Raw genomic sequence first — 10,660 nt, 5'->3', positions numbered from 1 at the left:
AAACGCCCGGTTACATTCCGAACCCGGAAGCTAAGCCTTACAGCGCCGATGGTACTGCAGGGGGGACCCTGTGGGAGAGTAGGACACCGCCGAACTCCTTTTAGAGCTCTGGCTCTTGGGCCCACCTGGCCCAAGAGCCAGAGCTTTTTTGCGTTGAGGTAGGGTCAGGGGGCATCGTTGGCTCGTTTCTATGGAGGCCCCCGGGTGGAGGTCCAGGAGACCCGCGTCCAGACAGACCGGGTCCTCACCATCCCGAACATCCTCAGCATGGCGCGTCTCCTCGGCGTGCCTCTCTTCCTCTGGCTGATCCTCAGGCCCGAGTTCGGGGGTCCACAGAGCGACGGCTGGGCGCTCCTGGTGCTGGCTCTGAGCGGCATCAGCGACTACCTGGACGGGAAGCTCGCACGGCGCTGGAACCAGATCAGCAGCCTCGGCCGGCTGCTCGACCCCGCTGCCGACCGGCTCTACATTCTCTCGACTTTGGTCGGCCTCACCTGGCGCGAGATTCTGCCTGTCTGGTTGACGGCTGTACTTCTTGCGAGGGAACTGGTTCTGCTGGTGATGGTGGGCATCCTCAGGCGGCACGGTTATCCGCCGCCGCAGGTGAACTACCTGGGTAAGGCGGCCACGTTCAACCTGATGTACGCCTTCCCGTTGCTCCTGCTCAGTGACGGAAGTGGCTGGCTCGCGTCACTCGCTGCTATTTTCGGATGGGCGTTCGCAGGGTGGGGTACAACGCTCTACTGGTGGGCAGGAGTCCTCTACGTGGTGCAGGTCCGCCGCCTCGTTCGTGCGGACGCCATGGCCGGCTGAGCCCGTCGACGGGCGGGGGCAGTAGTGGCTCGATGGCCCGCTTCGGAAAAGTGCGGGACAATCTGGATGGGTGAAGTCGGCTAGACCGTCGTCTCTTCTAGGAGGACGCTTCCGACATGAAGGCCGTCGTGATGGCCGGAGGCGAAGGCACACGCCTTCGCCCAATGACCTCGAGCATGCCCAAGCCGCTCCTGCCGGTGGCCAACCGGCCGATCATGGAGCACGTACTGAGGCTGCTCAAAAGGCATGGGCTCAACGAGACCGTCGTCACCGTGCAGTTCCTGGCCTCATTGGTCAAGAACTACTTCGGTGACGGAGAAGAGCTCGGTATGGAGCTCAGCTATGCCAATGAGGAGAAGCCACTCGGAACCGCCGGAAGCGTCAAGAATGCCGAGGAGGCGTTGAAGGACGACGCCTTCCTCGTCATCTCCGGCGACGCTCTCACCGACTTCGACCTCACCGAGCTGATCAACTTCCACAAGGAAAAGGGCGCACTGGTCACCGTCTGTCTGACGCGTGTGCCCAATCCGCTGGAATTCGGCATCACCATCGTCGACGAAGAGGGCAAGGTCGAGCGTTTCCTCGAGAAACCGACCTGGGGCCAGGTCTTCTCGGACACCGTGAACACGGGTATCTACGTCATGGAGCCCGAGGTCTTCGAGTACGTCGAGGCCGATGTGCCCGTCGACTGGTCCGGCGATGTCTTCCCGCAGCTCATGAAGGAGGGGAAGCCGATCTACGGCTTCATCGCCGAGGGCTACTGGGAGGACGTGGGCACCCACGAGAGCTATGTGAAGGCCCAGGCCGACGTCCTCGAAGGCAAGGTCGACGTCGAGCTCGACGGCTTCGAGATCTCCCCCGGAGTGTGGGTGGCGGAAGGCGCCGAAGTGCATCCCGACGCCGAACTGCGCGGGCCGCTGTACATCGGCGACTACGCCAAGGTCGAGGCCGGCGCGGAAATCCGTGAGCACACCGTCGTCGGCTCGAACGTGGTGGTCAAGAGCGGGGCGTTCCTGCACAAGGCCGTCGTGCACGACAACGTGTACGTCGGGCAGCACAGCAATCTGCGTGGCTGTGTCGTCGGGAAGAACACCGACATCATGCGAGCCGCCCGGATCGAGGACGGCGCCGTCATCGGTGATGAATGCCTGATCGGTGAAGAATCGATCGTGCAGGGCAATGTGCGGGTGTATCCGTTCAAGACCATCGAGGCCGGAGCGTTCGTCAACACCTCGGTGATCTGGGAGTCCCGGGGCCAGGCGCATCTCTTCGGCGCCCGCGGGGTCTCCGGCATCCTGAATGTCGAGATCACGCCGGAGCTGGCGGTACGGCTCGCCGGCGCCTACGCGACGACGCTGAAGAAGGGCTCCACCGTCACGACGGCCCGCGACCACTCCCGTGGCGCCCGGGCACTGAAGCGGGCGGTCATCTCGGCGCTGCAGGCCAGCGCCATCGACGTACGGGATCTGGAGAACGTACCGCTGCCCGTGGCGCGGCAGCAGACGGCGCGGGGGTCGGCCGGCGGGATCATGATCCGGACCTCGCCCGGGGTGCCGGACTCCGTGGACATCATGTTCTTCGACGGGCAGGGCGCCGATCTCTCGCAGGGCAGTCAGCGCAAGCTGGACCGGGTGTTCGCTCGGCAGGAGTACCGGCGGGCGTTCCCGGGCGAGATCGGGGACCTGCATTTCCCGGCCAGCGTGTTCGACTCGTACACCGGATCGCTGCTGCGGAACGTGGACACGACCGGGATCTCGGAATCCGGGCTGAAGGTCGTGGTCGACGCGTCGAACGGCAGTGCGGGGCTGGTGCTGCCGAGCCTGCTCGGGAAGCTGGGTGTGGACTCTCTCACCATCAATCCCGGCTTGAACGAGTCCAGGCCGACGGAGACGGGTGATCAGCGGCGCTCGGGGCTCGTACGGCTCGGGGAGATCGTGGCCTCGTCGCGGGCTGCCTTCGGGGTGCGGTTCGACCCGGTGGGCGAACGGCTGTCGCTCGTCGACGAGAAGGGCCGGATCATCGAGGACGACCGGGCCCTGCTGGTGCTGCTCGACCTGGTGGCAGCGGAGCGGCGCAGCGGGCGGGTGGCGCTGCCGGTGACCACGACGAGGATCGCCGAGCAGGTGGCGGCCTACCACGGGACGCAGGTCGAGTGGACGACGACCTCGCCCGACGACCTGACCCGGGTCGGGCGGGACGAGACGACCATCTTCGGCGGGGACGGCAAGGGCGGCTTCATCGTCCCGGAGTTCAGCAGTGTCTTCGACGGTACGGCCGCCTTCGTGCGGCTGATCGGGCTGGTGGCGCGGACGCAGCTCACGCTCAGCCAGATCGACGCGCGGATTCCGCGTGCGCACGTCCTGAAGCGGGATCTGGCGACCCCGTGGGCCGTCAAGGGACTGGTGATGCGGCGGGTCGTCGAGGCGGCCGGAGACCGCTTCGTGGACACCACGGACGGTGTACGGGTGGTCGAGACGGACGGGCGCTGGGTGATGGTGCTGCCCGACCCGGCCGAGGCCGTCACCCATCTGTGGGCGGAGGGGCCCGACGACGCCTCCGCGCAGGCCCTGCTCGACGAGTGGTCGTCGGTCGTGGACAGCGCCGGGCGCTGATTCACGCACCACACGCGCGTGCCGGACAGGTGTCCCCAAGGGGGCCTGTCCGGTTCGCCGGTGGGGCCATTCGGAGGTAGCGGTCGCGACGTGCGACGATGTGCGGCATGCCGCAGCAGCCCCCCGTTCGGAGCACACCCGCGCGTGTGCCGCGTCCGGACGCGTCCATGTCGCTGCTCACCAACGTCATGGACCACAGCCTCGACGACGGGTATGCCGAGGCCGCCGCCCGGAAGGAGTCCGAGGGCACCGGCGGCCTGCCGAAGACGCTGCGGGCGAAGCTCGGTCTCGCGGGCGGGCTGGTGCTCGCGGCCCTCGTGGTGACCGTCGGAGCGGCCCAGGCGCGTATCTCGGCCCCGGTCGTCGCCAAGGAGCGCGAGGAGCTGGTCGACCGCGTCGACGCCGAGACCAAGGCGGCCGACGAGCTGGAGCGCACCGTCGACCGGTTGCGCGACGACGTGAGCGCCCGGCAGCGCGAGGCGCTCAGGCACAGCGGCGGCAGTGGCCAGGCGGATCTGGTGAGCATTCTGTCGGGTGCCGTGGAGGTGCACGGGCCGGGGATCAAGCTGGTCGTGAACGACGCCAAGGAAGCCACCACCGGGGGTGACGGCGACCCACGGGAGACCTCCGGGTTCTCGGACACGGGGCGGGTGCGTGACCGGGACATGCAGAAGGTGGTCAACGGGCTGTGGGCGTCGGGTGCCGAGGCTGTCTCGATCAATGGCCAGCGGCTGACGGCGCTGTCGGCGATCAGGGCCGCGGGTGACGCGATACTGGTCGACAACAAGCCGCTGGTGCCGCCGTACACGGTGCTCGCGGTGGGGGACGGGAAAAACCTCAGCACCCGGTTCCAGAACAGCGCGGACGGCGTCTATCTGAACGTGCTGCAGGAGAACTACGGCATCAGGACGGCGATTTCCGTGGAGGACGACGTCCGGCTGCCCGCCGCACCGAGTGTGATCGTACGTACAGCTGAGCCGAGAACTGAGAAGGGCACATCGTGATCGCCGTACTGGGCCTCGTCGTGGGAGTCGTGGCCGGCCTGTTGGTCCGGCCTGAGGTTCCGGCGGTTGTCGAGCCTTATCTGCCGATCGCCGTCGTGGCGGCGCTGGACGCCGTGTTCGGCGGTCTGCGGGCCATGCTCGACGGGATCTTCGACGACAAGGTCTTCGTGGTGTCGTTCCTGTCGAACGTGGTCGTGGCCGCGCTGATCGTCTTCCTGGGCGACAAGCTGGGTGTGGGCGCCCAGCTGTCCACGGGCGTCGTGGTCGTGCTCGGCATCCGGATCTTCTCCAATGCCGCGGCGATCCGCCGGCACGTCTTCCGGGCGTGACGCCGATGAGCAACCAGGACGAGGTGGCCGAGAACCGACTGCGCAAGGAGCTGCCGGAGGAGGTCCCGGCGCCCCGTGTCGCGGCCGAGGAGGCCAAGGAGGAGACGGAGCCCGCCCTGACCGGCCGGCAGCGGCTGGTGAAGGGGCTGTGGCCGCCGCGCGTCACCCGGGCCCAACTCATCGTCGCCCTGCTGCTGTTCGGGCTCGGCTTCGGGCTGGCCGTCCAGGTCGCCTCCAACAGCGACAGCGGGAACGCCCTGCGCGGCGCGCGCCAGGAAGATCTTGTGCGCATCCTCGATGAACTGGATGACCGCAGTCAGCGTCTTGAGGACGAGAAGCAGGGACTCGAGAAGCAGCGGGAGGAGCTGGAGAACAGTTCCGACCAGGCCGAGGAGGCCCGTAAGCAGACGGTGGAGAAGGAGAAGCAACTCGGCATCCTGGCGGGCACGGTGGCCGCGCAGGGGCCGGGCATCACGATGACCATCGAGGACACGAAGGGGACGGTCGAGGCGGACATGCTGCTCGACGCGATCCAGGAGCTGCGCGCCGCGGGCGCCGAGGCGATCCAGGTCAACGACGTGCGGGTGGTCGCCGGCACGTACCTGACGGATTCGGACAACAGCGTGAGCGTCGACGGGAACAAGATCAACGCGCCGTTTCGTTTCAAGGTCATCGGCAACCCGCAGGACCTCGAGCCGGCGCTGAACATCCCTGGAGGCGTGGTGCAGACTCTTGAGAAGGAGCAGGCCACCGTGACCGTCGAGCGGTCGGACAAGATCGTCGTGGACGCCTTGCGAGCGGCGAAGCAGCCTGACTACGCTCGGTCGTCCTCCCAGTGAACCGGGGGTGCATGGGGGCCGTCCGGCAGGGGCATGAGGTTGCGGGGGGTCGACGCACCGATCGGGTGGTGCGTGGTGGAAACTGTCTGGTGGATACGGACGTTGTGAAGGTGTCCGGGTCGACCGGTGTATTCAGTCAGGGTTCGTCCTGCCCCACGGGCGGGTCTGTTTCGGTCAAGGGGAATCGCCCGTGAAGTTGTTTGCGAAGTTGTTCGGCAAGAGCGCGCGAGAGGGCAGCGACAACGCGACTGCCCGGCATCGCGCACAGCCCGACGCGGAGGGCCAGCGGCCGCTGTTCCGGGACCAGGTGCCTGGCCCGGGTGGTGACATTTCCGGAGGCCAGGGCGCGGCGTCTGTTGACCCCGCACAGTCCGGCGGCATAGGTTTCGGCCAACCGTCAACCTCAAGTACGGGTGGAGGGTTTTCTCCCATGTCGGCCCTGGTGTGTACGAGGTGCGGTAACCGCAACGCGGAGAACAGCCGCTTCTGCTCCAACTGCGGTGCCCCGCTGCGTCCCGGTCTGACGCCGGAGCGTGCGTCGGAGACGACCTCCACCATCTCGATCTCCGGTCTCGAGGCCTACGACTCCGAGGCCACCGGCCAGACCCAGCTGCCGGCGCTCTCCCCGGAGGCGCAGGCCGCGGTCGATGCGCTGCCGTTGGGTTCCGCGCTGCTGGTCGTCCGTCGTGGTCCGAACTCGGGCAGCCGCTTCCTGCTGGACGGCGACCTGACGACGGCAGGGCGTCACCCGCAGAGCGACATCTTCCTGGACGATGTGACGGTCTCGCGTCGCCATGTGGAGTTCCGGCGCAACCCGGACGGCACGTTCAAGGTCGCGGACGTCGGCAGTCTGAACGGCACGTACGTCAACCGGGAGCGGATCGACGAGGTCCCTCTGTCGAACGGCGACGAGGTGCAGATCGGCAAGTACCGGCTGGTCTTCTACGCGAGCCAGCAGGGTTACTGACCCTCCCCCGGAGTCCATCCGGGGGGAACCAAGGGAAGGTCCATGCTTCAAACACCGAGGGGCGGTGCCGTGCCCGGCACCGCCGCCGCGGACGCTGGTCCGATGAGCATCGGCACCGTGCTGAACGCACTGCGGGACGAGTTTCCCGAGGTGACGATCTCCAAGATCCGTTTCCTGGAGGCGGAGGGGCTGATCGAGCCGCAGCGGACCCCCTCGGGGTATCGCAAGTTCAGCGCGCAGGACGTCGAGCGCCTGGGTCACGTACTGAGGATGCAGCGGGACCACTATCTGCCGCTCAAGGTGATCCGGGAGCATCTGGACGCCATGGAGCGGGGCGAAGCGGTGGCGTTGCCGACCGTGGGCCGGCAGCGGGACGGAGAGGCCCTTCCGGAGTCCGTCGAGGGGCCCACGGCGGCCCGGATCGGGCGGGCCGAGCTGCTCGCGGCCGCCGGGGTCGACGAGTCGGCGCTGGTTGAGTGGGAGTCGTACGGGCTGCTCGTCCCGCTGGAGAACGGGGTGTACGACGCCGAGGCCGCCACCGTGGCCTCGCTCGTCGCCGAGCTGGGGCGGTTCGGGATCGAGCCCCGGCATCTGCGGGTGATGAAGGCCGCGGCGGACCGTGAGGCTGGCCTGGTGGACCAGGTGGTCGCCCCGCTCAGGCGCCACCGCAACCCGCAGACCAGGGCGCACGCCGAGGCCCGTACGAAGGAGCTGGCGGGCCTCACGGTCCGGCTGCACGCGGCACTCGTGCAGACCGCGCTCGGCGTCCGGTTGCCCTGAGCCACCGGTTTCGCCCTCGGCGGATCGGTCACCCGTTCCCGGCCCGACTACCCAAACGTCCCGGGCACGGCCTAGGGTTGCTGTGTGAACGAGCTCGATGTCGTAGGTGTCCGGGTCGAAATGCCCTCCAACCAACCGATCGTGCTGCTGCGTGAAGTGGGAGGCGACCGTTACCTCCCCATCTGGATCGGACCGGGGGAGGCGACGGCGATCGCCTTCGCCCAGCAGGGCATGGCCCCGGCGCGACCGCTGACCCACGATCTGTTCAAGGACGTGCTGGAAGCCGTCGGCCAGGAGCTCACCGAGGTGCGCATCACGGATCTGCGGGAGGGCGTCTTCTACGCGGAGCTGGTGTTCGCCAGCGGCGTCGAGGTGAGCGCACGCCCGTCCGACGCCATAGCGCTGGCGCTGCGCACCGGGACCCCGATCTTCGGCAGCGACACGGTGCTCGACGACGCGGGCATCGCCATTCCGGACGAGCAGGAGGACGAGGTGGAGAAGTTCCGCGAGTTCCTCGACCAGATCTCGCCCGAGGACTTCGGCACCAGCAACCAGTAGCCCGACCAGAAGAGCGGCGCGTGAGAGCGTCCTACGGCTCCTGCTCCACGCATTCGGCTAGCCTTTCCCCGCGGTGGGGTGCGGGAAACCACTCCTAGGGTGATTATCACTCGGCGTGGCGAGTGTGGCGATCGTTGACGCACCCCTGGTGACTGCCTACCGTCGATAAGGCAGGTCAAGGACGGAGGTCGGCGTGAGAAGCAGCGGCGACGGTACGGCTGGGGGTGCCCCCGGATTCGGTGTCGGGGGAAGCGGTCCGTACCCTCCCCCGAGCTCTCGGCTGCGCCCGGGCAGGGGATACCCCCACCAGGGCGGCGCGGCAGAGCACGCAGCTCCGCAGCGACCCGCGGCCGTGCCGAGCAGCGGAGGGGCGGCGTCCATGGCGTCCGAGCAGATCGGCTACCGCGGACCGACGGCCTGCGCGGCCGCCGGCATCACCTACCGGCAACTCGACTACTGGGCCCGTACCGGACTCGTCGAGCCGAGCGTGCGGCCCGCGTACGGGTCGGGGACGCAGCGGCTGTACAGCTTCCGGGACGTCGTCGTCCTGAAGATCGTCAAGCGGTTCCTCGACACCGGGGTGTCGCTGCAGAACATCCGTACCGCCGTCCAGCATCTGCGCGAGCGCGGCTTCCGCGATCTGGAGCGGATGACGCTGATGAGCGACGGTGCGACGGTCTACGAGTGCAGCTCGCCCGACGAGGTCCACGCACTGCTCCAGGGCGGTCAGGGCATCTTCGGGATCGCCGTCGGCGTGGTCTGGCGGGACGTGGAGAGCGCGCTGTCGCAGCTGCACGGCGAGCGCGTCGACACCGGTGAGACGCTCGTCGGGCCCAACCCGGCGGACGAGCTGGCGCGCAGGCGCAACAGGGCGGTCTGAGGCCCCGGCCCCCGCCGGGGGCCGCATTGTCAGTGGCGTGGTGCAGCATCGGAGATGTGAGAAACGCGCCCACGATCCTGCATCTCGACATGGATGCCTTCTACGCCCAGGCGGAGCAGGCATCCAAGCCGAGCCTGCGGGGGAAAGCCGTGATCGTGGGCGGTCTCGGGCCGCGCGGGGTGGTGGCCACCGCCTCCTACGAGGCCCGGGCCTTCGGGGTGCACTCGGCGATGCCCACGGCCCAGGCGCGCCGGCTGGCCCCGAACGCGGCCTATCTCGTGCCGCGCTTCACCTTCTACCGCCAGATCAGCGACCAGGTCATGGGGCTGCTGCGGGCGCTGTCGCCGCTCGTGGAGCCGCTGAGCCTGGACGAGGCGTTCGTGGATCTGGAGGCCGGGGAAGCGGCCTGGGACCGCGAGTCGGCGCGGCTCGCGGGGATCCGGCTGCGGGCGGAGATCCGGGAGGTCACGGGCCTCACCGGATCGGTGGGGCTGGCCGCCTCGAAGATGCTCGCGAAGATCGCCTCCGAGCAGGCCAAGCCCGACGGTCTGGTGCTGATCGAGCCGGGTACCGAGCGGGCCATGCTCGGGCCGATGTCGGTGCGGACACTGCCCGGGGTCGGTCCGGCCACCGGGGACCATCTGCGCCGGGCCGGGATCACCACGGTCGACGAGCTCGCCGAGGCCGGTGAGGACGAGCTCGTGCGTCTGGTGGGCAAGGCGCACGGGCACGGGCTCTACGCGATGGCGCTGGCCCGCGACGACCGGCCCGTGGTCGCGGAGCGGGAGGCCAAGTCGGTGTCGGTCGAGGACACCTACGACGTCGACATCCACGACCGGGTGCGGGTGGAGCTGGAGGTGAAGCGGCTGGCGGAGCGCTGTGTGCGCAGACTGCGGGGCTCCGGGCTGTCCGGGCGGACCATCGTGCTGAAGGTGAGGCGCTACGACTTCTCCACGCTCACCCGGTCGGAGACGCTGCGGGGGCCCACGGACGATCCGGCGGTGGTGCGGGAGGCCGTCGGGCGGCTGCTGGACTCCGTCGACACGACGGGCGGGGTGCGGCTCCTCGGGGTCGGCGTGAGCGGTCTGGCGGACTTCACCCAGGAGGACCTGTTCGCCCAGGCCGCGGGGGAGGAGCGGGGGGAAGGGGCAGAGGAGGAGGTTCCCGAGGAGCCCGCCACGCGCGAGGCCGTGCCGGTCGAGCACCGGTGGCGTCCCGGGTACGACGTGGTCCATGCCGAGCTGGGGCACGGATGGGTGCAGGGGAGCGGGCTGGGGCGGGTCACCGTGCGGTTCGAGACTCCAGAGTCGGAGCCGGGGCGGGTGCGGACCTTCCGGGTGGAGGACCCGGACCTGGCGTCGGCGGAACCGTTGCCGTTGGTGCGGCGAAGACCCGGCGAGGCCGGCGAGGACGGTGGAGACGGTCAGGAGGGCAGCGGCGGTCAGCCCTCGTCCGTGCCCGCCAGCCGGCCGAAGTCGTGGTCCGGCAGGGGAGGAGGTGCGGCGACGTCGAGACCGTAGTGGTGGTAGAGCTGGAGTTCCTGTTCCGGAGAGAGATGCCGGCCCACGCCGAAATCGGGGGCGTCCTTGATCAGGGCTCGGTCGAAGGGGACGTGGAGGGTGCCCTCGACCAGTTCGCTGGGCTCGAGGGGGACGAAGGCGTCCCGGGAGAACAGGCCGGTGCGTATGGCGGCCCACTCGGGCACGCCGGTCGCGTCGTCGAGATAGACCTCGTCGACGGTGCCGATCTTGGTGCCGTTGCGGTCGAACGCCTTGCGGCCGATCAGGTTGCGCGGATCGATGTCGGTCTGCACGGGCCCTCCACTTGGTCGCAACTCATCCGTAAGCACTACAAAAGAACACATTGGGACGAGCGGCC

The 10,660-nt window shown here is 68.7% G+C and carries 11 protein-coding genes and 1 rRNA gene; 11 read left to right on the top strand and 1 reads right to left on the bottom strand.

Annotated features, from left to right (window positions below; genetic code table 11):
* From rrf to ABZ464_RS16385, 11 genes are all read left to right on the top strand, one after another.
* Positions 1–95 (top strand): 5S ribosomal RNA (gene rrf, locus ABZ464_RS16435); the annotation flags it as partial.
* A 109-nt stretch (positions 96–204) separates the two neighbouring features.
* The gene (locus tag ABZ464_RS16430) at positions 205–813 is read left to right on the top strand and encodes a CDP-alcohol phosphatidyltransferase family protein (protein ID WP_359276819.1); all 609 of its coding nucleotides are present in this window, start codon (positions 205–207) and stop codon (positions 811–813) included.
* Between the two features lie 116 nt (positions 814–929).
* Positions 930–3,425, top strand: a complete 2,496-nt coding sequence (locus ABZ464_RS16425; protein ID WP_359276816.1) for a mannose-1-phosphate guanyltransferase — start codon at positions 930–932, stop codon at positions 3,423–3,425.
* 98 nt (positions 3,426–3,523) lie between these two features.
* Positions 3,524–4,429, top strand: coding sequence for a DUF881 domain-containing protein (locus tag ABZ464_RS16420; RefSeq protein ID WP_359276813.1), 906 nt, complete (start codon positions 3,524–3,526; stop codon positions 4,427–4,429).
* Positions 4,426–4,758 carry a small basic family protein gene (locus ABZ464_RS16415; protein WP_003988855.1) on the top strand — a complete coding sequence of 111 codons (333 nt, stop codon included), beginning with the start codon at positions 4,426–4,428 and terminating at the stop codon, positions 4,756–4,758. The genes ABZ464_RS16420 and ABZ464_RS16415 overlap by 4 nt, the downstream gene beginning before the upstream one ends.
* Positions 4,759–4,763: 5 nt before the next feature.
* Positions 4,764–5,597: a DUF881 domain-containing protein gene (locus tag ABZ464_RS16410; protein ID WP_359276810.1), complete on the top strand. Its 834-nt coding sequence runs from the start codon at positions 4,764–4,766 to the stop codon at positions 5,595–5,597.
* Positions 5,598–5,679: 82 nt separating this feature from the next.
* Positions 5,680–6,564 (top strand): FHA domain-containing protein, encoded by an 885-nt coding sequence (locus tag ABZ464_RS16405; RefSeq protein WP_359276847.1) that lies wholly within the window; start codon positions 5,680–5,682, stop codon positions 6,562–6,564.
* Between the two features lie 42 nt (positions 6,565–6,606).
* Positions 6,607–7,344: a MerR family transcriptional regulator gene (locus ABZ464_RS16400; protein WP_359276807.1), complete on the top strand. Its 738-nt coding sequence runs from the start codon at positions 6,607–6,609 to the stop codon at positions 7,342–7,344.
* An 84-nt stretch (positions 7,345–7,428) separates the two neighbouring features.
* Positions 7,429–7,902 carry a bifunctional nuclease family protein gene (locus tag ABZ464_RS16395; RefSeq protein ID WP_055634823.1) on the top strand — a complete coding sequence of 158 codons (474 nt, stop codon included), beginning with the start codon at positions 7,429–7,431 and terminating at the stop codon, positions 7,900–7,902.
* A gap of 193 nt (positions 7,903–8,095) precedes the next feature.
* Entirely contained in the window at positions 8,096–8,782 is a 687-nt protein-coding gene (locus ABZ464_RS16390) for a MerR family transcriptional regulator (RefSeq protein WP_359276804.1), read from the top strand.
* 56 nt (positions 8,783–8,838) lie between these two features.
* The gene (locus ABZ464_RS16385; RefSeq protein WP_359276801.1) at positions 8,839–10,302 is read left to right on the top strand and encodes a DNA polymerase IV; all 1,464 of its coding nucleotides are present in this window, start codon (positions 8,839–8,841) and stop codon (positions 10,300–10,302) included.
* Here ABZ464_RS16385 and ABZ464_RS16380 read toward each other — a convergent pair.
* Positions 10,224–10,595, bottom strand: a complete 372-nt coding sequence (locus tag ABZ464_RS16380; protein ID WP_359276798.1) for a PRC-barrel domain-containing protein — start codon at positions 10,593–10,595, stop codon at positions 10,224–10,226. The genes ABZ464_RS16385 and ABZ464_RS16380 overlap by 79 nt on opposite strands.
* Positions 10,596–10,660: the final 65 nt, after the last annotated feature.

This window comes from Streptomyces sp. NPDC005820 (genome assembly GCF_040630255.1).
GTDB lineage: Bacteria > Actinomycetota > Actinomycetes > Streptomycetales > Streptomycetaceae > Streptomyces.
Note: the sequence above shows the minus strand (reverse complement) of the source record. Positions and strands in the feature narration are given on the sequence as shown.

Bases quoted from the DNA above. Each gene is read 5' to 3' on its own strand.
- ABZ464_RS16420 (WP_359276813.1), top strand. From the start codon at position 3,524: ATGTGCGGCATGCCGCAGCAGCCCCCCGTTCGGAGCACACCCGCGCGT.
- ABZ464_RS16410 (WP_359276810.1), top strand. From the start codon at position 4,764: ATGAGCAACCAGGACGAGGTGGCCGAGAACCGACTGCGCAAGGAGCTG.
- ABZ464_RS16425 (WP_359276816.1), top strand. From the start codon at position 930: ATGAAGGCCGTCGTGATGGCCGGAGGCGAAGGCACACGCCTTCGCCCA.
- ABZ464_RS16400 (WP_359276807.1), top strand. From the start codon at position 6,607: ATGCTTCAAACACCGAGGGGCGGTGCCGTGCCCGGCACCGCCGCCGCG.